The organism is Streptomyces sp. NBC_01260 (genome assembly GCF_036226405.1).
Lineage (GTDB): Bacteria > Actinomycetota > Actinomycetes > Streptomycetales > Streptomycetaceae > Streptomyces > Streptomyces laculatispora.
Map to the genome: position 1 here is coordinate 4,899,289 of NZ_CP108464.1, position 20,806 is coordinate 4,920,094.

The 20,806-nt window shown below is 70.3% G+C and carries 19 protein-coding genes and 1 pseudogene; 13 read left to right on the forward strand and 7 right to left on the reverse strand.

Going from position 1 to position 20,806, the window contains the following annotated elements; genetic code table 11:
- Window positions 1-42: 42 nt before the first annotated feature.
- Window positions 43-1,746 (forward strand): class I adenylate-forming enzyme family protein, encoded by a 1,704-nt coding sequence (locus OG322_RS21780; protein WP_329306812.1) that lies wholly within the window; start codon window positions 43-45, stop codon window positions 1,744-1,746.
- Here OG322_RS21780 and OG322_RS21785 read toward each other — a convergent pair.
- A complete protein-coding gene (locus OG322_RS21785; protein WP_123459901.1) occupies window positions 1,733-3,010 on the reverse strand; it encodes a M6 family metalloprotease domain-containing protein in 1,278 nt (425 codons plus the stop codon). The two genes, OG322_RS21780 and OG322_RS21785, sit on opposite strands and share 14 nt — an antisense overlap.
- Window positions 3,011-3,339: 329 nt before the next feature.
- Between OG322_RS21785 and OG322_RS21790 the strand changes: the two genes are divergently transcribed.
- Window positions 3,340-4,002, forward strand: a complete 663-nt coding sequence (locus OG322_RS21790) for a TetR/AcrR family transcriptional regulator (RefSeq protein WP_123459900.1) — start codon at window positions 3,340-3,342, stop codon at window positions 4,000-4,002.
- 273 nt (window positions 4,003-4,275) lie between these two features.
- Window positions 4,276-5,820, forward strand: a complete 1,545-nt coding sequence (locus OG322_RS21795; protein ID WP_124284242.1) for an MFS transporter — start codon at window positions 4,276-4,278, stop codon at window positions 5,818-5,820.
- A gap of 102 nt (window positions 5,821-5,922) precedes the next feature.
- On the opposite strand, the gene OG322_RS21800 is transcribed toward OG322_RS21795, so the two are convergent.
- Window positions 5,923-6,435 carry a MarR family winged helix-turn-helix transcriptional regulator gene (locus OG322_RS21800; protein ID WP_185095302.1) on the reverse strand — a complete coding sequence of 171 codons (513 nt, stop codon included), beginning with the start codon at window positions 6,433-6,435 and terminating at the stop codon, window positions 5,923-5,925.
- Between the two features lie 134 nt (window positions 6,436-6,569).
- On the opposite strand from OG322_RS21800, the gene OG322_RS21805 reads away from it, so the two are divergent.
- Window positions 6,570-7,352 carry a dioxygenase family protein gene (locus OG322_RS21805; RefSeq protein ID WP_123459898.1) on the forward strand — a complete coding sequence of 261 codons (783 nt, stop codon included), beginning with the start codon at window positions 6,570-6,572 and terminating at the stop codon, window positions 7,350-7,352.
- A 92-nt stretch (window positions 7,353-7,444) separates the two neighbouring features.
- Here the strand turns inward: OG322_RS21805 and OG322_RS21810 are convergent, their stop codons facing one another.
- Together OG322_RS21810 and OG322_RS21815 are read right to left on the reverse strand one after the other, a co-directional pair.
- A complete protein-coding gene (locus tag OG322_RS21810; RefSeq protein ID WP_329306813.1) occupies window positions 7,445-8,485 on the reverse strand; it encodes a questin oxidase family protein in 1,041 nt (346 codons plus the stop codon).
- Between the two features lie 135 nt (window positions 8,486-8,620).
- A pseudogene (locus OG322_RS21815) lies at window positions 8,621-8,883 on the reverse strand (GNAT family N-acetyltransferase); the annotation flags it as partial.
- 147 nt (window positions 8,884-9,030) lie between these two features.
- On the opposite strand from OG322_RS21815, the gene OG322_RS21820 reads away from it, so the two are divergent.
- Window positions 9,031-10,029: a sigma-70 family RNA polymerase sigma factor gene (locus tag OG322_RS21820; RefSeq protein WP_123459896.1), complete on the forward strand. Its 999-nt coding sequence runs from the start codon at window positions 9,031-9,033 to the stop codon at window positions 10,027-10,029.
- Between the two features lie 88 nt (window positions 10,030-10,117).
- Here the strand turns inward: OG322_RS21820 and OG322_RS21825 are convergent, their stop codons facing one another.
- The gene (locus tag OG322_RS21825) at window positions 10,118-11,095 is read right to left on the reverse strand and encodes a helix-turn-helix transcriptional regulator (protein WP_123462029.1); all 978 of its coding nucleotides are present in this window, start codon (window positions 11,093-11,095) and stop codon (window positions 10,118-10,120) included.
- Window positions 11,096-11,157: 62 nt separating this feature from the next.
- Between OG322_RS21825 and OG322_RS21830 the strand changes: the two genes are divergently transcribed.
- On the forward strand, window positions 11,158-12,699 hold the full coding sequence (locus tag OG322_RS21830; RefSeq protein ID WP_123459895.1) for an MFS transporter: 1,542 nt from the start codon (window positions 11,158-11,160) through the stop codon (window positions 12,697-12,699).
- A gap of 160 nt (window positions 12,700-12,859) precedes the next feature.
- Here the strand turns inward: OG322_RS21830 and OG322_RS21835 are convergent, their stop codons facing one another.
- Window positions 12,860-13,630 (reverse strand): DUF6227 family protein, encoded by a 771-nt coding sequence (locus OG322_RS21835; RefSeq protein WP_124284239.1) that lies wholly within the window; start codon window positions 13,628-13,630, stop codon window positions 12,860-12,862.
- A 133-nt stretch (window positions 13,631-13,763) separates the two neighbouring features.
- Window positions 13,764-14,948 (reverse strand): P1 family peptidase, encoded by a 1,185-nt coding sequence (locus OG322_RS21840; protein ID WP_123459893.1) that lies wholly within the window; start codon window positions 14,946-14,948, stop codon window positions 13,764-13,766.
- A gap of 122 nt (window positions 14,949-15,070) precedes the next feature.
- Between OG322_RS21840 and OG322_RS21845 the strand changes: the two genes are divergently transcribed.
- The 7 genes from OG322_RS21845 (at window position 15,071) to OG322_RS21875 (ending at window position 20,773) form a co-directional block, all read left to right on the forward strand.
- Window positions 15,071-15,211: a hypothetical protein gene (locus tag OG322_RS21845; RefSeq protein WP_206432404.1), complete on the forward strand. Its 141-nt coding sequence runs from the start codon at window positions 15,071-15,073 to the stop codon at window positions 15,209-15,211.
- A gap of 47 nt (window positions 15,212-15,258) precedes the next feature.
- Window positions 15,259-16,410, forward strand: coding sequence for an MFS transporter (locus tag OG322_RS21850; protein ID WP_329306814.1), 1,152 nt, complete (start codon window positions 15,259-15,261; stop codon window positions 16,408-16,410).
- On the forward strand, window positions 16,407-18,746 hold the full coding sequence (locus OG322_RS21855; RefSeq protein WP_124284238.1) for a molybdopterin oxidoreductase family protein: 2,340 nt from the start codon (window positions 16,407-16,409) through the stop codon (window positions 18,744-18,746). Before OG322_RS21850 ends, OG322_RS21855 begins: the two co-directional genes overlap by 4 nt.
- Before the next feature lie 7 nt (window positions 18,747-18,753).
- A complete protein-coding gene (locus OG322_RS21860; protein WP_124284237.1) occupies window positions 18,754-19,356 on the forward strand; it encodes a 4Fe-4S dicluster domain-containing protein in 603 nt (200 codons plus the stop codon).
- Complete coding sequence (locus OG322_RS21865; protein ID WP_123459889.1) at window positions 19,353-20,081, forward strand: QcrA and Rieske domain-containing protein; 729 nt, start codon at window positions 19,353-19,355, stop codon at window positions 20,079-20,081. The genes OG322_RS21860 and OG322_RS21865 overlap by 4 nt, the downstream gene beginning before the upstream one ends.
- The gene (locus OG322_RS21870; RefSeq protein WP_123459888.1) at window positions 20,078-20,464 is read left to right on the forward strand and encodes a hypothetical protein; all 387 of its coding nucleotides are present in this window, start codon (window positions 20,078-20,080) and stop codon (window positions 20,462-20,464) included. Before OG322_RS21865 ends, OG322_RS21870 begins: the two co-directional genes overlap by 4 nt.
- Before the next feature lie 93 nt (window positions 20,465-20,557).
- Entirely contained in the window at window positions 20,558-20,773 is a 216-nt protein-coding gene (locus OG322_RS21875) for a hypothetical protein (RefSeq protein WP_123459887.1), read from the forward strand.
- The last annotated feature ends 33 nt before the right edge of the window (window positions 20,774-20,806 follow it).

Here is a 20,806-nt window from a genome sequence, read left to right on the forward strand (position 1 = left end):
GCCACCGAGGCAGCCACAGCTGTTGCCGAGGCTGCTGTCCGGGTGGAGGCCGCGCTGACCGGACCCGGGGGCCCGTTCGCCGTCGTACGTGCTGAGGACGGGCCGCAGGCGGGCTCACTCGTCTATGCGGACGGGCCCAGGACCCTCCGTGAGTTCGTGGAGACCACCTGGGCGTTCGGGGACCAGCCGTTCCTGATCGCGGGGGAACGCAGCTATTCGTACGGGGAGTTCTTCGCCGCGGCATCCGCGCTGGCGTGCCGGCTGAGCGAGACGTACGGGCTTCGGCCGGGCGACCGGGCCGTGGTGGCGATGCGCAATCACCCGGAGTGGCAGATCGCGTTCTGGGCCGTCCAGCTGGCCGGACTGGTCGCCGTCCCGCTGAACGCCTGGTGGACCGAGGAGGAGTTCACGTATGCGCTCGACGACTCCGGACCGCGGGTGCTCCTGGTCGACGGGGAGCGGATGCCGCGGGTCGCGGCCTGGGCCCGTAGCTCCGAGGCGCGCGTGATCGTCTTTCACGACGAGGAGCGCGAGGCCCGCGGGGCGGTGCCGCCGCGCGGGGTCGAGTGGTACGAGGACCTGCCCGCGCCCGATCCCTTCGCCGCGCCGCCGGAGGTCGAGATCCGGCCCGAGGACGACGCGACGATCATCTACACCTCCGGCACCACCGGCAGGCCCAAGGGTGCCGTCGCCACACAGCTCGCCCAGGCGGGTGCCGCGCGCAATCCGCGGTTCCACGCGGCGGCCTCCGCGCTCAGCCGGGGCGTCATCCCGGGACAGGGGCCGGCGCCGGTCTCGCTGCTGACGTTCCCGTTCTTCCACGTCGCCGCGTTCACCAGCTTCTATGCCGCGATGTCGGCGGGTGGCGCACTCGTTCTGATGCGCAAGTGGGACGCGGAGGAAGCGCTGCGGCTGATCCGTGAGCACGGGGTGACGCACTACGCCGGAGTGCCGGCCACCGCGCTTCAGCTGCTCGCCGCGGCCACCCGGGAGGGAGACGGTCTGGAGAGCCTCCAGATGCTCAACACGGGCGGGGCCGCCGCTCCGCCGGATCTGGTCGCTCGGCTGACCGCCCGCTACGGCGAGCGGATCGAGCCGCGCAACGGGTACGGGTTGACCGAGACCAGTGGTGGAGTCATGGCGAATTTCGGCGAGGACTACCGGCTGCACCCGGGCAGTGTCGGCCGCCCGACCCCCACCACGGAGGTGCGCATTGCCGGTCCGGCGGGTGACGTGCTGCCCGAGGGCGAGGTCGGCGAGCTGTGGCTGCGCGGCCAGGCGCTGGTCCGGGGCTACTGGCGGGACGAGGCGGCGACGGCGCAGGCGTTCAGCGGTGGCTGGTTCCGTACCGGAGACCTGGCGGTGGTCCACGAAGGGCGGGTCAGCGTTGTCGACCGGCTCAAGGACATGGTGATCCGCGGCGGTGAGAACGTGTACTGCGTCGAGGTCGAGGGCGTGCTGCACGACCACCCGGATGTCGAGGACGCGGCGGTTTTGGGGGTGGCCCACCCGGTGCTGGGCGAGGAGGTCGCCGCGGTCGTCCGGCTCCGCCCCGGTGCCGTCGCCACGACCGAGGACCTGCGGGCCCATGTGAGGCGGAGCCTGGCCGCGTTCAAGGTCCCGGCGCATGTGCTGGTGTCCAGGGAGCCATTGCCCCGCAACGCCACTGGAAAGATCCTCAAGCTGGAGCTGCGCGGGCCGGTCGAGCGGGAGGTGCGGGAGGCGCGGGCGGTCAGGGGCGAGTGACCCGTACCCGGTAGTTCCCCTTGGCCTCCTTGTCGACCACCGATATGCGTATCCCGCTGGCCTGGTCGGTGAAGGTCTGGCCGGGCTGGAACGGGGCGTCGGAGAGTTCGGCGTGCACATTGGGCAGCCGGGTGCAGCCGCTGCTGTCCTTGGTGCTGTCCGCGACGGAGATGGGCCCCTGGCCGGTGTCGATGTCCGAGCTCACCTTGTAGATCAGTACGCCGGGGCGGCAGACCGCTTGATCGTTGCCCGACTGGGTCCGTACCTCCACCGCAAAGCCGGACTCCGCGGTCAGCGGCACGAACGCCAGCTTCGGGCCGCCGCGGGTGGCCAGCGGCTCGAGGACGTGGTCGCTGGTGCCGGTCCCGGAGGCGCAGCTGATCTGGCTGTCGTCCAGCCAGCCGAGCTTCCACTTGTGCCAGCCCAGCAGGTCGTTGTTGGCGCCCCAGTCCTCGGACATGATGTCCCAGTGCCCGACGGAGCCGCCGCCCTGCATCGTGTAGAGGTCGGGCAGGCCGAAGACGTGGCCGTTCTCGTGCGGGAGGACGCGGTATCCGTTCTGGGCGTACGACCCCGAGCCGTCGTCCTGCCGGCTGTAGATGAAGGACGTGTTGGCGAGCGGCACGCCGTCCGCGTACGGGGCGTCGTTGTTGCCCGAGAAGGTCACGGACAGCACGGTGTCCAGGGCGGAGGGTCCGGCGTTCGGGCTGACGAGAATGTTGACCAGGTCGTACGCGCTGAAGTCCACCTTCGGGTCGGCGGCGGCGACTATGTCCTTGACGAGGTGGCGGTAGCCCGGTTCGTACGGTGATCCACGCTCGATCCCGTATCCCGAGAACGGCAGCGGCATCCGCAGCCAGGACTTCACCGGGGCCTCCGGCACGTAGGTGAGCCGCCCGTACGAGCTGGTGCGGAACCAGTCGGTGGTCTGCGGGAAGAATTCGGCGAGCCGGTCCATGGCCGGCTCCTTCCCCGGCGCGTCCGGGAAGTCGACCATCAGATTGAGTGCGTGGATCTGACCGGTGGAGCGGGCGTAGCCCGGCTGTGTCGGCATGCCCTCCGACATTTGTACGCCCATGGTCGACGAGATCCGGCACGGGCCGATCCCGGCCGGTCCGGTGCTGGACACCGGACCGGCGGAGGCCCGGCTGGGAAGGGGGAGCGTGTTGCTGGCCGAGGCCAGCGCCGCGATGACCAGGGCTGTTGCCGCGCCAAGGGCGACCGGGTGACGGTGCTTGCGTATCCGGTGGCGGGGCTGCTGCATGGAGCCGCCTTCGGGGCCGCGGCAGCCGGCCGACCCTGGCTGCGCTCTGCCGATCAGCCTGTGACGGGTGGTACGGCGCCGCGCGTTGGGTGCGCCGAAGGGGTGGGATTTTCCCGCTTCAAGGTGATGTGACGTAGGTCACATTGGGTCGGGAAATAACCGGGGATCCTTTCCCCGTTTGAACCTGTGTCTCTGCGAAGCGGGGAAATGCTCCCCGGTTACGCGGAGGGGTCGCCCGAGTAACGCACGCACGAACACGCACGAACAGCACGGACCGCAAGAGCAGTCGGAAGGTCGGCCGGAAGGCCAGGAAGAGAAGGAGTGCCGTCGTGGACACCGTCGCCCGTACCGCCGCCGGAACCGCGCAGCCGCGTACACCCCGCCCGCGGGCCGACGCGCTGCGCAACCGGGAGCGGATCGTGACGGCCGCGCGCGAGATGTTCGTCGAGTTCGGGCCGGATGTGCCGCTCGACGAGGTCGCCCGCCGCGCGGGTGTCGGCAACGCCACGCTCTACCGGAACTTCCCCGACCGGGCCGCACTGACCCATGAGGTCGTCCTCGCGGTCACCTCTCGCACCACCGATCGCGCCGAGGAAGCCGCGAACGATGAGGGAGACCCCTTCATTGCGCTCAGTCGCTTCGTGCACGCGGCGGCCGACGAACGGATCGGTGCGCTGTGCCCGATGCTGTCCGGCGGCTTCGACAAGGACCATCCCGAACTGCTCGCCGAGCGGCGACGCCTCGAAGAGGCCGTCGAAGGACTCGTCGGGCGTGCCATGTCCGCGGGGCGCCTGCGTACCGACATCGCCGTCGGTGACGTACTGGTCGCCCTCTCCCAGCTCACCCGGCCGCTGCCAGGCACTGCCTGTATGAACATCGACCGGTTCACCCACCGCCACATCCAGGTGTTCCTGGACGGTCTGGAGGCCCCGGCCCGGTCCCGACTGACCGGAACGGCGGCGACTTTGGAGGATCTGCGGCGCCGGACATGACCATCGCGCCGGGCTCCTGAGACGGCTGCCCGGCCGCGCGTCCGCCACGCCTCGACCACCCCTTTCGTCCCGACCCACGCCCGACCCACGCCCGGTCCGCGCCTGGTCCGCGCCTGGCCCAGGCCCTCACCGAGCTTCTCCGAGCCTTCTCCCCCGCATTCCGGTCCACGACCGCTTTCCCGGTTGACGACCACATCCACGGTTCACGACCGCTTTCACGGTTCACGGTTCACGACTTCGCGCGCCCGAGCGCGCTCTTAGGTGGCTACTCCCATGTCAAAAACACCTGATATACGACTCCCTGATCCGAGTCGCTGGAAGGCGCTGGCGTTCATCGCGCTCGCTCAGCTGATGGTCGTGCTCGATGCCACGATCGTGAACATCGCGCTGCCGCACGCCCAGACGGACCTGGGCATCACGGATGCCAACAAGCAGTGGGTCATCACGGCCTACGCCCTCGCCTTCGGCGGACTGCTGCTCTTCGGAGGCCGGATCGCCGATCTCTGGGGCCGTAAGCGCACCTTCGTCGTCGGTCTGATCGGCTTCGCCCTGGCCTCGGCGCTCGGCGGAGCGGCTCAGAACCAGGGCATGCTCTTCGGCTCGCGCGCACTCCAGGGTGTGTTCGGCGCCCTGCTCGCCCCTGCGGCGCTCTCGCTGCTCGCGGTGATGTTCACCGACGCCAAGGAGCGCGCCAAGGCGTTCGGCATCTACGGTGCGATCGCCGGTGGTGGTGGCGCCGTCGGCCTGATCCTCGGCGGCTTCCTCACCCAGACGCTGAACTGGCGCTGGACCTTCTTCGTCAACATCCCGTTCGCGATCGTCGCCGCCGTCGGCGCGTACTTCGTGATCCGTGAGCCGGTCGGCAGCCGCAACCGTTCCTCGCTCGACATTCCGGGCGTCGTCCTGTCCGCGCTGGGTCTGGTCTCGCTGGTGTACGGATTCACCCGCGTCGAGTCCAGCGGCTGGTCGGACCCGCTGACCATCGGCACGTTCGTCGCCTCCGCCGTGCTGCTGCTGGCCTTCGTTCTGACCGAGTCCAGGGTCAAGTCGCCGCTGCTCCCGCTGCGCGTCGTGATGGACCGCAACCGCGGTGGTGTCTACCTCTCGCTGGGCCTGGCCATCATCGCGATGTTCGGCCTGTTCCTCTTCCTCACGTACTACCTGCAGGTCGTCCAGGGCTTCTCGCCGATCAAGACCGGTTTCGCCTTCCTCCCGATGATCGCGGGAATGATCACCGGTTCGACGCAGATCGGCGCCCGGCTGATGACCCGGGTCCCGGCCCGCATGCTGATGGGCCCCGGCTTCCTGACCGCCGCCATCGGCATGCTGCTGCTCACGCAGCTGGAGATCGACTCGTCCTACGCGGCGGTCATCCTGCCGGGGCAGCTCCTGCTGGGTCTGGGCATGGGTACGGCGTTCATGCCCGCCATGTCGCTGGCCACGCACGGTATCGAGCCGCGTGACGCGGGTGTCGCCTCCGCGATGGTCAACACCTCGCAGCAGGTCGGTGGTGCGATCGGTACGGCGCTGCTCAACACCATCGCCGCCTCGGCCGCCACGGCGTACGCCACCTCGCACGCCGCGCTCGGTGCCACCGACCCGGAGCTGCTGAAGCTCCAGTCGATGGTGCACGGCTTCACCGGCGCCATCTGGTGGGCCGTCGGCATCCTGGTGGTGGCCTCCGCGATCGCGGTGACCTTCATCAACGCCGGCCGTCCCTCGTCGATCACGACGTCCGGTGGTACCGGCTCCGGCTCCGGTTCAGGCTCCGCCGACGGTGTCGAGGACGAGTTCAAGATCCCGGTCGTCGCTCACTGAGCCACCTTGAGCCATCCAGAGCCATCTGGAGCCGCCTCACAGGCCTCTGCCCCGGTTCCGTTCGGCGGAACCGGGGCAGAGGTGCGTGCGGTGGGCGGTGGGTCAGCGGAGCCAGGGCAGATCGGCGTTCGTGCCCTCCGGCTGCAGTCCGGCCGCGATGACCTGCATGATCTCGCCGAGCGAGCGCACCTGCTCGGGGGTGAGCCGGTCGAACATGGCCTGGCGTACGGCGCTGACGTGGCCCGGTGCCGAGCGCTGGAGCATCTCGTGGCCCTCGTCGGTGAGGACCGCGTTCTGGCCGCGCTTGTCGGACGGGCAGTCCTCGCGGCGCACCCAGCCGCTCTTCTCCAGCCGGGCGACGGCGTGTGAGAGCCGGGAGCGGGTGATCTTGGCGTCCTTGGCCAGCTCCGTCATCCGCTTCTGGCGGCGGGGCGCCTGGGACAGCTGGACGAGCAGTCCGTAGTAGATGTGCGGCATACCGGCATCGCGCTGCAACTGGCGGTCGAGGTGATCCTCCAGCAGCGTGGTGGCGTGGAGGTACGCCCGCCACACGCTCTGTTCTTCGTCGGTGAGCCAGCGCGGCGCACCGGTGGATGCCGTGGTCATGTACTCCACTGTACGACCTTTTCTTGAAAGTTGAACTAGATAGAGCTAAGGTCTCCGAACATGGGAACTTGAAGGTTAAAGAAGTGTTCCTTCTGAAGGCCCAGTAGAAGACTTACCTTGAGCAGCAGCGGATGGGGAGTGCCATGACAGTCACTGCGGAGCGCATGCCCGCCCTCTACCTCTCCCACGGCGCCCCGCCGCTGGCCGACGACCCGGTCTGGCCCGGTGAGCTGGCCGCCTGGTCCGCCGGGCTGCCGCGGCCCACCGCCGTTCTGATGGTCTCGGCCCACTGGGAGGAGGCCCCGCTCGCTCTCGGCTCCACCGAGACGATTCCGCTCGTCTACGACTTCTGGGGCTTCCCCGAGCACTACTACCAGGTGCGGTACGCCGCGCCGGGCGCCCCGCGACTGGCCGAGAGCGTCCGGAAGCTGCTGCGCGGCGCCGGTACGCCGGTCCAGGACATCCCGGACCGCGGGCTCGATCACGGGGCCTACGTCCCGCTGGTGGAGATGTTCCCGGAGGCCGACATCCCGGTGCTGCAGATCTCCATGCCGACGCTGGACCCGCAGAAGCTGATGGACATCGGACGCAAGCTCGCGCCACTGCGCGACGAGGGCGTCCTGATCGTCGGCAGCGGCTTCTTCACCCACAACCTGGCCGCCCTGCGGCATCAGGGCGGTGGCACCCCCGGCTGGTCGGCGGAGTTCGACGACTGGGGGAGCCGCGCACTGCAGGCGCAGGACATCGACGCGCTGCTGGACTTCGAGAACAAGTCCCCGGCGGGCCGGCTCGCCCATCCGCGCACCGAGCACTTCGCCCCGCTCTTCGTGACGCTGGGCGCCGCGGAGCACGATCTCGACCGGGGGCGCAGCGTGATCGACGGATTCTGGATGGGACTGGCCAAGCGCTCGCTGCAGTACGGCTAGGGCGACCGGGACCCCGCAGCCCGCGGGGCCTGTCCGGCGGCTCGTTCGCCGGCCGGACAGGCCCCGGTTCATGGCAGGGTCAGAGCATGGGGTCAGAGCGCCGGAGGGTTCAGCTCGATCGAGCGGAGCGCGGCGGCCAGCGCGGTCGGGCCGCCGACGTCCAGCGCGGTGTCGGTGAACTTGATGGTGTGGTCGTCACCGTGTGCGGCCGCCCGCGCGAAGACCTCCTCCGGGGTCAGGCCGTCGGGCACGGCCGGGTAGTCGGCCGGCTTGGCCGGGGAGTACGCGGCGATGACCGCCGCGCCGGCCGCCCATGCGGCGTCCAGGCTCGGCGCCCACAGGTCCCGGGGGAGCGCCGGCAGCGTACGCAGCACGGCATTGGGTGCGGTGGCGGCGTGCACCAGCATGATCGGCGAGCCGTGCGCGTATGCCGCGTAGCGGTGGGTCGCGGCGCGTACGAGCTCCTCCAGCCGGGCTCGGGCGAGGTCGGGGTCCGCCACGGGCTGCTGCGGCCACAGCGGGAACGCGGTGAGCTGTCCGAGCCGTTCCCGGATGCCGCCGCTCTGGTCCGGCACCCGGTCCACCGCGTCCAGCGCGGCCGCGGCGTCGGCTGCGGGGGCTAGGGAGGCCAGCGGGGGCAGCGGCTGGTGGCGGGCGGCCCAGTAGCCGAGTCCGTGGGCGAGTTCCGCGACCCGGGGCGCGTTCTCCCCGGAGGCCAGCAGGGTGCGTACGCAGTGGCCGACCCGGATCACCGGGTGCGTGGCGCCGGCCGCGATGCCGGGGAGCAGCCGGGGCCACCACTCGGCGAGGACCTCGCGCCAGGGCCGGTCGGCCGTCTCCCGCTCGAAGTACGCCGTCCAGTCGGCGATGCGGCGCGGGTCGCCCAGGGCCTCGCGCCAGTTGGCCGGGGTCACCTCGGTGAACCGGTCGGGCATGTCCTCCAGCTTCGCGCGGTAGTGGTCCAGCCATCGGTGCACACCGGGTGCCTGGCCGTGGTGCACCAGCGCCTCGACGGCCATCGGGGCGTGATTGCTGAGCCAGCCATCCCGTTCGGGGCCGAAGGAGTGAAGCCGCTCCAGTGCTTCGTCGAGCGTGCCCGAGGTGTCGGGTGTCCTGCGTGTCGTGTCATCCATGCGGAGTCACGCTAGGCACCGCACCGGCTCCCCGTAACGGGCTGTGGACCTAGGTAGGCAAGGGGCTGTGGACCTAGGGACGTAACGGGCTGTGGTCCTAGGGATGTAACGGCTGCGGTCCTGGGGAACACCGTGGCGGGAGGCGCTGCTCGTGGCACAGCCCAGGATCCGGGGATCCGGTCCGTCGACATTACGGACATCCTGAGCAACCAGGAGCCGGTGCGGGCCGTCTTGGGAGTGGGAGCACGCAACCAGGGCAGACGCCGGTCGAGAGTGAAGGGAACCGTGTCGAATGTGAGGGCGGTCTCACGTACGTCATGGTCGTAGATGTCCGTGAGGGCCTCCAAATCGCTCTCGACACCTGGCCTGACCTGCGTTTCCGTGCCGAACTTGGCCATGCGCCCTCCCCGGGTGGCGCGACAGGGTACTGCATGATCGCGAAAATGAATGCCAGGCATGGGAATTCTGTCCGGATTCCAGTCGTTGTTTCCATCGGAAGCTGGGCACCCGAAAGGGTGTCGCGACCTACTCAGCAAGGAGCACGCATGGCAACCCGTGCCGTCGCCCGTCGTTCGTCCGCCACCGGCGGGACCAACCGGGCAAGCAGTGTTCGCGCCGTGGGCGGGGAGATCGCCGATCGCGACCTGGTCGGCATGTACTTGGACGAGATCGCGCGGACGCCGCTGCTCGATGCCGCCAAGGAGGTCGAGCTGTCGCAGACCGTCGAAGCGGGCGTCTTCGCACAGCGGATCCTCGACGGCGTGGTGGAGAGCGATGCCGGCGGGGCCTCGCGCGAAGAGCTGGAGGCGCTGGTCGCCGAGGGCGAGCGCGCCAAGGACGTATTCATCCGGTCGAACCTCCGACTCGTGGTTGCCGTCGCCCGCAGGTATCCGCGGGCCGGGCTGCCCCTGCTCGACCTGATCCAGGAGGGCAATGCGGGCCTGGTGCGCGCGGTCGAGAAGTTCGACTACGCCAAGGGCTTCAAGTTCTCCACGTATGCGACGTGGTGGATCCGGCAGGCCATCACCCGCTCCATAGCCGACCAGTCGCGCACGATCCGGCTCCCCGTCCACCTGGTGGAGGAGCTCGGCCGGATCCGCCGGGTGCAGCGCGAGTTCAACCGCGAGCACGGGCGCGACCCGGAGCACGCGGAGATCGCCGCCGAGCTGGACTCCACCACGTCGCGGGTCGGTGACGTGCTGGACTGGGCCCGTGACCCGGTCAGCCTGAACATGTCCGTGGACGACGACGGCGACACGCAGTTCGGCGATCTGCTGGAGGACACCTCGGCGGTGTCTCCCGAGCAGTCGGTGATGACGCTGCTGCGCAGCGAGGAGCTGGAGGACCTGATCGGCAAGCTCGACAACCGCACCGCCTCCATCATCCGAATGCGGTACGGCATTGAGGACGGCCGTGAGCGGACGCTGACCGAAGTGGGCAAGCAGCACGGGCTGACCCGCGAGCGAATCCGCCAGATCGAGAAGCACGCACTGCTCGAATTGAAGCGAATGGCTCACGACACGGGCTTTGACGCTGCGGCGTGAGCCCAAGTCCAGTAACCTCCGAATTGGGCCGCTTCATATCGGCCCCCTGAGCTGAGTCCCGGCGCCCACCCCCCCCTGGCGCCGGGGCTCATCCTTTTTGAGCCGGCGAGGACGCCGCGCGGGTGAGCCTGCCGCCCAGGTCGTTCAGATACGCCACCAGCTGCGGCGGCCGGTGCGCGGTGAATTCGCAGTCGACCAGCGCCAGCCGCACCGCCACCCACTCCAGCGAGTCCGACAGCACCGCACGCAGCCGGCAGCTGTGCTCGCCGGTCGGCTCCAGCGGGCCGATCGCGGCGGGCAGCCGCGCGGCGACGAACTCCGCCGGAGCCTCGAAGCTCACGTCGACCGCCAGCTCCGGCTTGATGCGCGCCATGGAACTGCTCAGGAACGCCGCCGCATCCCCGGTGGGCAGCTCACGGGGTGTGAAGCGGACCCCGGTCGCGAACGGATCGTTCACCCGGTCGACCCGGAAGGTGCGCCAGGCATCCCGCTCCAGGTCGTACGCCACCAGATACCAGCGCCACCCGGTGCTCACCAGGCGATACGGCTCGACCTGCCGCCGTGTCTCGGCGCCGTCCCCCGCGCGGTACGCGAAGCGCAGCCGCTCCCGTCCGGTGACCGCCGACGCCATCACGGTCAGTGTCTGCGGGTCGATCGTCGCACCGTCACCGCGGGTCAGCGGCACCGTCGCGTTCTGGAGGGTGGAGACCCGGTGGCGCAGCCGCGACGGCAGCACCTGCTCCAGCTTGGCCAGCGCCCTGACGGAGGCCTCGTCGACACCCTCGATGGCGTGACCGGCCCCGGCCCGCAGCCCCACCGCGATGGCCACCGCCTCCTCGTCGTCCAGCAGCAGGGGTGGCATGGCCGTGCCGGCCACGAGCCGGTAGCCGCCGACCGAACCGCGCGATGCCTCGACCGGGTATCCCAGGTCGCGGAGGCGGTCGACGTCCCGGCGGATGGTGCGGGGGCTGACGTCGAGCCGGTCGGCGAGTTCACTGCCCGGCCACTCGCGCGGCGTCTGGAGCAGTGACAGCAGATTCAGCAGTCGTGCCGGGGTGTCGGTCATGTCACCCAGGATGCCCGCCCATTGGGTCACGTTCTGACCTAATAGGCCTTTAACTTCTTCATATGACTTCTTCCGCACCCCAGCCGTCCGGGGCGGCCGCTCCCGCGGTGTCCTCGGACTCCTCGGACCGCCGCCGGTGGTTCGCGCTGGCCATCGTGATGACCGCGGCCTTCATGGACCTGGTCGACGTCACGATCGTCAACATCGCCATCCCGAGCATCAAGCGCGACACCGGTGCCTCGTTCAGCTCGATCCAGTGGATCACCGCCGGATACGCCCTGGCCTTCGCCGCCGGGCTGATCACAGGTGGCCGGCTCGGTGACATCTACGGCCGCAAGCGGCTGTTCCTCATCGGGATCGGCGGCTTCACCGTGGCCTCCGCACTGTGCGGCTTCGCCGCCAACCCGGAGATGCTGGTCGCCTCCCGCATCCTCCAGGGCGGCACGGCCGCGCTGATGGTCCCGCAGGTGCTGTCGATCGTGCACGCCACCTTCCCGGCGCACGAGCGCGGCAAGGTCTTCGGTCTCTTCGGTGCGATCGTCGGCCTCGGCGCCGTGTCCGGGCCGCTGCTGGGCGCGCTGCTCACCGAGTGGAACATCGCCGGTCTGGAATGGCGCCCGATCTTCCTGATCAACCTGCCGGTCGGCATCGCGGGCCTGATCCTGGGCCGCAAGTTCATCACCGAGTCCAAGGCGCCGAAGGCGCTGCGCCTCGACCTGACCGGGGTGGCACTGGTGACGGCGGGGATGCTCATGCTGATCTACCCGCTGACCCGCGGCGAGGAGCTGGGCTGGCCGCTCTGGGGTTACCTCTCGATGGCCGGCAGCCTCGTGGTGTTCCTGGTCCTCGTGCTCTTCGAGCGGTCGAAGGCGCGCCGGGACGGTTCGCCGCTGGTCGAGCTGTCGCTGTTCCGGGTCAAGAGCTTCGCCGCCGGTATCGCCGTGCAGCTGACCTTCGGCGTCGGCCTCGGCATCTTCTTCCTGGTGTGGACGCTGTACATGCAGGAGGGGCTCGGCTGGAGCGCGCTGCGGGCCGGTACGACCGGTATCCCGTTCTCGGTCGCCGTCTCGTTCGCCGCCGGGATCTCCGTACAGAAGCTGGTGCCACGCTTCGGCCGCAAGGTCCTCCAGGCGGGGGCGCTCCTGATGGTCGCCGGGCTGCTGCTCTACATCTGGGAGTCCGACCGCTACGGCATGGGGATCACGTCCTGGCAGATGGCGTTGCCGCTGGTGGTCATGGGCGTCGGTATGGGGCTGATCGTGGCTCCGCTGGCCGACGCGGTGCTGTCCGAGGTGCCCAAGGAGCACTCCGGCTCCGCCTCCGGGCTGTTCAACACCGTGCAGCAGATGGGCAACGCCCTGGGGCTCGCGCTCGTCTCGGTCGTCTTCTTCGGGGCGATCGGTGACAGGCTCACGCCCGCACAGGTGGGTCCGGCGTTCGCCGACGCCTTCGAGCACTCGCTGTGGTGGGTGGCCGGCGTGCTCGCGGCCATCTTCCTGCTGATGTTCGCGCTGCCGGCCCGGCCGAAGCAGCACGTGGAGGGCGGCGAGGTGGCCACCGACACCACCGCGGAACCCGCCAAGGAGCCCGCGCTCACGCACTGAGCGGACGCAGGACGCGACGCAGAGCGGACGGAGGACATGACGGTGCCCGCACCCGGGGGGTGCGGGCACCGTCATGTCCTGTCCGCGGAACCGGCCGTCGGCCCGCAGCGCGGGTCGGCGGGTGGCGCGGTGCCGTCGTGTGCCGTGCGCGCGCCGTGGGTCAGCAGATGCGCGTACGGCTCTCCATCGCGCCGCGCGCGGCCCGCTCGTCGCCGTACACCTCGCACATGTGGCGGCCGTCAGGCGTCGCCGTGTGCTCGACCTCCCACAGGCTCGTCTCGCTGCCGTCCAGGAGCAGGAAGGCGTGCTCGTACAGGGTGAAGCCCGCGTCCCGCCCGTCCACCTGGCACTGCCGGCCGAAGATCTGCGTGATGTGGTGGGCGAAGGCGGCCCGCAGCAGGTGGGCGGTCTCCTCGCCCGGGACGTCCCGGTTCTCCGCGCGGCGCAGCACGCGGCGGGCGTGGTCCGCGGAGTTGTCCGGGGCGTACATCCGGGGGAGCGGTGCCGGGGGCGCGGCCATCAGGGCCGTGAGGATGTCCAGGTCGGCCTGCGGCCCGTCGTCCCCGAAGACCGGGTCGTCGCAGAAGCCGCCTGCGAGCCGGGCCGCGGCGATGTGCACGTCGCCCTCGTCGTCGTACAGCTCGTGCTGCCGGAAGCCGGGCTGCGAGCCGTGCCGGGTGTCCTCGGCGTGCCGCTGACCGCAGTGCACCAGCTCCCAGAGGGTGAACGGGCTGCCGTCGGCCAGCAGATACGTATGCCGGTAGGTCTCGCGGTGCAGGGCCGAGCTGTGGTGCGAGGAGTGCAGGGAACTGCTGTGGGCGAGCGCTGTGCCGAGCCGCTCCACCGTGCTGTCGGGCAGGTCGAACGAGTTGAGAGCCCGTCGCAGGAGTCGCTCGAGGTGCTGCTCGGTTGTCTCGTACGGATCGCTCAAGGTGCTTCTCCAGGCCGTCGCCGCGTGTTACCCGATGCGTGCATAACGTAGTCCCTGGGTCTGACATCGTGACCGGGGTTCAGAAAAACGTACGACGCACGCAGAAGGTTCCCGGCGTTTTGCCCGAACTTCCTTATACGGCGGGCGAGTCGGTTGCCGGTCCGCTGCCGTCCGTCGGCCGCCGCGGGTGCTGCTCCGTGCCGTAGAGATCGCTGTACGAGAGATATGCGCCGCCGCCTTCGCGGCCGCTGACGCCCGCCGCCGCCCGCACGGCCTTCACGATGGCGCGTGCCACGGCCTCCGCACCCGCCGCCAGCAGGTCGTTGAGCGCGATCGGGTTGGCCGGGTCCAGCGTTCGTCCGCCGGTCGCCAGCGCGAAGACGGTGTCCCCGTCCGTCAGCAGATGTACGGGCCGGATGGCGCGTGCCAGCCCGTCGTGCGCCGTGCCCGCGAGCTTCTGCGCCTGCGCCCGGCTGAGGTCGGCGTCCGTGGCGACGACGGCGAGCGTGGTGTTGAGCGGGGGGCGCGTGTTCGCGTCGTGCGCCCGGGCCAGGCGCTGTTGCGCCGCGTGGTGGATCTCCGGCGCCGGGGCGACGGCCGGCTCGGCGGCGCCGTACTCCCCGTACAGCACCCCGGTACGGGGATCGAGCACCGAGCCTGCCGCGTTCACCACGGCCAGCGCGCCCACCGTGATCCCGGACGGCAGCACGACGCTCGCCGTCCCCACTCCGCCCTTCAGCTGCCCGGCGACCGCGCCGGTACCCGCGCCGACGCATCCCTCGTCGACCGCCGCCCCCGGCTCCGTGCGCGCGGCGTCCTCCACGGCGGCCCGGCCGGTCGACGCGTCCGGGCGGGCCCGCCAGTCACCGCCCCGGCCCAGGTCGAAGATGCACGCCGCCGGGACCACCGGAACGACCTGTGCCGGATCGGCGCCGACCCGCACGCCGCGCCCCTGCTCCTCCAGCCAGGCCATCACCCCGGAGGCCGCGTCCAGTCCGTACGCGCTGCCGCCGGTGAGGACCACGGCGTCGATGCGCTGCACCAGATTGCGCGGGTCGAGCGCGTCCGTCTCGCGGGTGCCGGGGCCGCCCCCGCGCACATCGACGGCGGCGACCGCACCGCCCTCCGGGGCGAGGATCACGGTGGTGCCGCTGAGCGCCCCCTCGCCCGCGAGCGCCGCATGACCGACCCGCACTCCGGCGACATCGGTCAGCGCGTCCAGCCGCCGGTCCGCCGGCGGCGGTGCATCCGAGGGCTGTGGCGGCTGTGGCGGCTGTGAAGGGCGGTTCGGCGGGTCCGCGCTGTCCTGGCCGGTCATCCGGTGCTCCTCGTGCTCGGGTCGTGATCGTGGTGGTGATCGTTGTGCGGGCGGCTGACTGCTGGGCAGCGCAAGGCGAACGTACCCGCGGGAGTGTGGGGAGCAGGTGCGGCCGAAATATCGTGAACACATTCACAAGCGAACGATGGGTGAGGTCCGTGCTGATGCCCGGGCTGACGGACGACCCTGCCGGCGTCGAGGGTGTCGCCGCCTTCGCCGTCTCCCCGGCCACGCAGTCTCACGCAGACGCGCTCACCCCGTAAGGCCATAAAACAGGGCGAATATCCCCATACGGCCCTACGGTGACCGAGTGACCGAGCCACCAGAACCCTCTGCTGCCGCCGCGCAACCCGCCCCCGGTGCCGGCACCGGCTCGTCCGCCGCGGCCGGTACCTCACCGTCCGCCGACGGGTCCGCCCGTCCCGGTGCGACGAGCCCCCGGTCCGCCACCGCCCGCGCGACCGCGGTCGGCGTCATCGTCTCCCTCCTGCTCGTCATCGCGATCGTGCTCGGCAGCAGGCTTCTGGAGAACTTCGACTCGGCCCTCCTGCCCTATGCCGTGGCCACCGTCTTCCTCGCCTTCGGAGTGGCCCACCGCTACACGGTCTGGGTCTCCGCGCCCGGCGCCCGGCGGCTGTTCAAGAAGGGCTGGGGGAGCCTCTTCTCGGTCGCCAACTTCCGCAGGGCCCCCACCGCCCTGCCGAAGATGATCGCCACCTACCTCGGCTTCCAGAAGTTCCTCGGCGCCCGCTCCCACGCCCGCTGGGCCGCCCACCAGCTGATCTTCTGGGGCTGCATCCTCGCCTCCCTGATCACCTTCCCGCTGACCTGGGGCTGGTTCACCTTCACCTCCGGCAACGGGTCCGGGCCCGGTTACGAGATGCGCATCTGGGGCTTCAAGATCATCGGTTTCGACTCCCTGAACATCCTCGGCTGGCTGATGTTCCACGGCCTGGACATCGCGGCCGTTCTCGTCATCCCCGGCGCCTCCTATTTCCTGTGGCGCCGGATGAAGGACCGCGGCGCCATCACGGGCCAGCGGTTCGCCTACGACCTGGTGCCGCTGATCGCGCTCATCGTCATCTCCGTCACCGGTCTGCTGCTCACCTTCTCCTCGATCTTCCTGCACGGCGGCGGATACGAGTTCCTGGCGATCCTCCACATGGTGTCGGTGGTCTTCACCCTCATCTACATCCCGTTCGGGAAGTTCTTCCACATCGTCCAGCGGCCCGCCGCGGTCGGTATGCAGCTGTTCAAGTACACCGGCCGGCAGGACCAGGAGGTCTTCAGCTGCCGCCGCTGCGAGGAGCCCATCGACACCGCCCCGTACGTCGACAACCTCCGCGGCACCATGCGCGACCTCAGCCTCGACTTCGACGCGTGGGCCGAGTACTGCCCGCGCTGTAAGCGGGTGCTGCGCGGCAGTGCCTATCTCTCCCAGGTGAAGAAGGGCTTCAAGTGACCGCGGACCCCCGAGCGGCCGACCCCCGAGCGGCAGACACCCGTGCGGTCGTTCCCCTCGACCCCTCCCTCGCACCGCCGGGCACCCGCGCGTTCCGGGACGCGGGCGGCATCCCCGCCGACCAGTGGCACGCCGACCAGAACGGCGAGACGCTCGTCCCCACCCACTGCTGCTTCTGCGGCGTCCAGTGCGGGATGTATCTCCGCGTCGACCGCGGCGGCAAGGTCTTCGGCGTCGAACCCCGCAACCACGACATCAACCGGATGCGCCTGTGCCCCAAGGGCATCAACGCCTACCAGCAGGTGAACCACCCCGACCGGCTCACCGCCCCGCTGATGCGCCGCTCCCGCGACGAGGACTTCCGGGAGGTCTCCTGGGACGAGGCCCTCGACTTCACCGTCGCCGAGATCAAGCGTATCCAGCAGACCCACGGGAACGACGCCTTCGGGCTGCTCGGCGGGGCCAGCCTGTTCTCCGAGAAGACCTATCTGGTCGGCAAATTCGCCCGGGTCGCCCTCAAGTCCCGGCACGTCGACTACAACGGCCGGCTCTGCATGGTCAGCGCCGCCGGTGCCAACAAGCTCGCCTTCGGCATCGACCGGGCCGGCAACCCCTTCTCCGACATCCTGCTCACCGACTGCCTGCTGATCGCGGGCTCCAACGTCGGCGAGTGCTTCCCGGTGATGACCCAGTACGTGTGGGGCGCCCGGGACCGCGGGGCCAGCCTGATCGTCATCGACCCGCGCGAGACGGCCATCGCCCGCACCGCCGACATCCATGTCGCCCTCAAACCCGGCACCGACTCGGCGTTCTTCAACGCCGTACTGAACGTGGTCATCGAGGAAGGGCTCACCGACGAGACCTATCTCGCCGCCCACGCCACCGGCTGGGCGGAGGTGAAGGCCAAGGCCGCCGAGTACCCGCCGTCCAGGTCCGCCGAGATCTGCGGTGTCCCGGCCGAACAGATCGTCCAGGTCGCCCGCACCTTCGCCCGTGCGCCCAAGGCCATGGCCTGGCACGCCCGCGGTATCGAGCACCACTCGCAGGGCGTCGAGAACTGCCTCACCGTGATCAACCTCTGCGCGGCCACCGGGCACATCGGCAAACCCGGTGCCGGATACGGAACCATCACCGGCCAGGGCAACGGGCAGGGCGGCCGCGAACACGGCCAGAAGTCCGACCTCCTGCCGGGCGGCCGCTCGATCGTGAACGAGGAGCACCGCCGGCAGATCTGCGAGATCTGGGGCATCGAGGAGTCCGAACTCCCGCCCGCCGGAACGTCGATGATGGAGATGGTCTGGCAGATGCAGCGCCGCGAGATCCGCGGACTGATCGGTATCTGCAACAACCCGTTCGTCTCCCTCCCCAACTACAAGGTGGTCAAGGAGGGGTACGACGCGACAGAGTTCCACGCTCAATTCGACTTCTTCCTTTCCGAGACCGCCGCCAACGCCCATGTCGTCTTCCCCGTCACCACCTGGGCCGAGGACGAAGGGGTGATGGCCAACGCCGAAGCCCGCGTGGTCAAGCACAACAAGGCCCAGGACCCGCCCCCCGGCGTACGGACCGACACCTGGGTGATGTGCGAACTGGCCAAACGCCTCGGCGCGGGCGACAAATTCGCCTTCACCGATTCCCGCGAGGTCTTCGACGAACTCCGGATCGCCTCCGCCGGCACCGTCAACGACTACTACGGCATCACCTACGAACGGCTGGAGGAGACGGGCGGAATCGCCTGGCCCTGCCCCTCCACCGACCACCCCGGTACCCCGCGTCTCTTCGAGGACGGCAGGACCTACCACCCCGACGGCAAGATCCATATGCAGGTCGTCGAGTGGCACCCGCCGATGGACCCGTACGACGACGAGCACCCGATGTCCCTCACCACCGGACGCACCGTCGCGCATTTCCTCTCCGGCAACCAGACCCGCCGCCTGGGCGCCCTCGTCGAACAGACCCCGCGTCCCTGGGCCGAGATCCACCCCTCCCACGGCTTCCGCAACGGCGAACCGGTCCGTGTCGTCACCCGGCGCGGCAGCGAGGTCTTCCCCGCTCTGGTCACCGAGGCGATCCGCCCCGACACCGTCTTCATCCCGTACCACTGGCCCGTTCCCACCTCCGCCAACGCGCTGACCATCGACGCCCTGGACCCCCGCTCGAAGATCCCCGAGTACAAGGTGTGCGCCTGCCGCATCGAGCACGCCGAGAAGATCGACGAGGTCCCCGCGCCCCCTGTCGCGCCGGGCCATGTCGCCTATCCGGAGACCCAGGTCTCCCGTACCGACCCGTTGCCGCCCACGTCCCCGCAGGGCCGTGGCACCTCGGAGAGGAGCTGAGTCCCGCATGATGGGCAGAACGATCTTTATCGACCCGGGGCGCTGTATCGGCTGCCAGGCCTGCGTCTCCGCCTGCCGGGAATGCGACTCGCACCGAGGCAAGTCGATGATCCACCTCGACTACACCGACGAGGGCCAGTCCGTCGCCTCCCTTCCCACGGTCTGCATGCACTGCGAGGACCCCGTCGCCCCGTGTGCCGAGGTCTGTCCCGCCGACGCGATCCTGGTGACCGCGGACGGGGTGGTGCAGCAGGCGGACACCACCCGCTGCATCGGATGTGCCAACTGCGTCAACGCCTGTCCCTTCGGTGTGCCGAAGATCGACCTCCAGGCCAAGCTCCAGATGAAGTGCAACCTCTGCTACGACCGCACCGCCTACGGCCTCGCCCCCATGTGCGCGACCGTCTGCCCGACGGGGGCGCTCTTCTACGGAACCGTCGAGGAGCTCCAGGCCGAACGCCCCGGCGTCCAGGTCGCCGACACCTTCGTCTTCGGCGAGAGCGAGGTCCGCACCGGCGTCGCCATGGTCGTCCCCGCCGACAAGGTCCAGTGGCCGGTGCCCGGCGGCCTGCCTGTCGTGGAGATCAACGGGAAGGACGTCCGCCGATGAGCATCACCGACCCGCCGCCCTCCCAGCCGCCCGGCGGGGACCCGCGTGAGGCCCTGCGCGACCGGATCTCCGCGGACTCCCTCACCACCCGGCGCGACTACCTGCGGATCGTCGCCACCGTCTCCGGCGGACTCGCCGTCGGCGGTCTCGGCGTCGCCTCCGGCATCCTCCCGCGCCATGGCGACCCCGACGACGCCAAGGCACCCGCACCGAAGAGGATCAGCGCCCAGCTGCTGCCCGGGGAGTCCGTCGCCTTCCGCTACCCGGACGAGGAGGACCGCGCGGTCGCCGTCCGGCTCAATGACGGGACCCTCGTCGGCTACTCGGCGATCTGTACCCATCTCGCCTGCGCCGTGCTCTGGCGGAAGGACCGGGGCTCCGAGGGCGAGCTGTACTGCCCCTGCCACGAAGGCGTCTTCGACGCCCGTACCGGCGAGGTCACCGCGGGACCGCCGCCGCGCGGACTGCCCAAGGTGGTGCTCACCGAGCAGACCGACGGCAGCGTCTGGGCCGTGGGCACCACGTACTCCGGCGAGAGCGTCGAGCACGGGCTCTGCCGCCAGTTGGGCGAGGACCGCCCGGACCTCGCCTCCCGGATCGGCTGCCCCGGAGCCAAGCGGGGCGCCGAGGCCCCCGCGGCCGCCGGCCCCTCCCGTACCCCGGCGTCGCCGGCCACCCGGGCGACGGACGCCACCGACGCCGAGACCTCCGGCAGGCGGACATGACCGACGCCCAGCAGCCCGAGCCCGAGCCTGTCCCGCACTACCCGGAGTACCACCCGGGCAGCTCCCGGCCCGAACTCAACCGGCCCGTCCATGAGCGCTACCCGCAGATCCGGGCCACCAGTGGTTACGGGGACCCCCGCGTCCGCCACACCGGACCGGGGCCGGGAGCCGGCAGCGACCAGGAGCCGGAGCGCTCCTCGAAGCTCACGGCCCGGCTGACCCTGGCCATGACCGTGGTCATCGGGCAGCTCTGGGGCCTGACCGTGATCATCGACGAATGGATGGAGGGCAACTCCGGCACCGCCTGGTGGGGGGCCGGTTTCCTCTGCCTCTCGTTCCTCGTCGTGCTCGGCCTCTGGGCGCTCGACCCGAAGGACCGCTGACCACGGCCGCACCGCCGACCGCACCCGCACCGCTCATCACGGCTGCGCCGCGGAGGGCGGCCGTACCCCGGAGGGCGGCCGTACCCTGGGGGTATGAGTACCGCCCCCGCACCCGGACCGCGTGATCCGAAGCCGGATCCGTCGGACCGGCCCGAGCCCAAGCCGAAACCGGCACTGATCTTCGACGATCCGCTGGACCAGCAGTCGGCGGACGACACGGACCGGGGGTGGGGGGAGCGGGCCCCCTCCGGCGGCAGCACCGCCGACCTGGCGCGTTTCCTCGACGAGAAGCCGCCGCACCACGTCTGACTGCCGGCAGGTGCCATGATGGTTCGTCAGTAC

Coding starts and splice junctions, on each gene's coding strand:
- OG322_RS21840 (WP_123459893.1), bottom strand. CDS start 14,948: ATGACCGGCCAGGACAGCGCGGACCCGCCGAACCGCCCTTCACAGCCG.
- OG322_RS21795 (WP_124284242.1), top strand. CDS start 4,276: ATGTCAAAAACACCTGATATACGACTCCCTGATCCGAGTCGCTGGAAG.
- OG322_RS21785 (WP_123459901.1), bottom strand. CDS start 3,010: ATGCAGCAGCCCCGCCACCGGATACGCAAGCACCGTCACCCGGTCGCC.
- OG322_RS21805 (WP_123459898.1), top strand. CDS start 6,570: ATGACAGTCACTGCGGAGCGCATGCCCGCCCTCTACCTCTCCCACGGC.
- OG322_RS21870 (WP_123459888.1), top strand. CDS start 20,078: ATGACCGACGCCCAGCAGCCCGAGCCCGAGCCTGTCCCGCACTACCCG.
- OG322_RS21875 (WP_123459887.1), top strand. CDS start 20,558: ATGAGTACCGCCCCCGCACCCGGACCGCGTGATCCGAAGCCGGATCCG.
- OG322_RS21860 (WP_124284237.1), top strand. CDS start 18,754: ATGATGGGCAGAACGATCTTTATCGACCCGGGGCGCTGTATCGGCTGC.
- OG322_RS21810 (WP_329306813.1), bottom strand. CDS start 8,485: ATGGATGACACGACACGCAGGACACCCGACACCTCGGGCACGCTCGAC.
- OG322_RS21820 (WP_123459896.1), top strand. CDS start 9,031: ATGGCAACCCGTGCCGTCGCCCGTCGTTCGTCCGCCACCGGCGGGACC.
- OG322_RS21825 (WP_123462029.1), bottom strand. CDS start 11,095: ATGACCGACACCCCGGCACGACTGCTGAATCTGCTGTCACTGCTCCAG.
- OG322_RS21865 (WP_123459889.1), top strand. CDS start 19,353: ATGAGCATCACCGACCCGCCGCCCTCCCAGCCGCCCGGCGGGGACCCG.
- OG322_RS21830 (WP_123459895.1), top strand. CDS start 11,158: ATGACTTCTTCCGCACCCCAGCCGTCCGGGGCGGCCGCTCCCGCGGTG.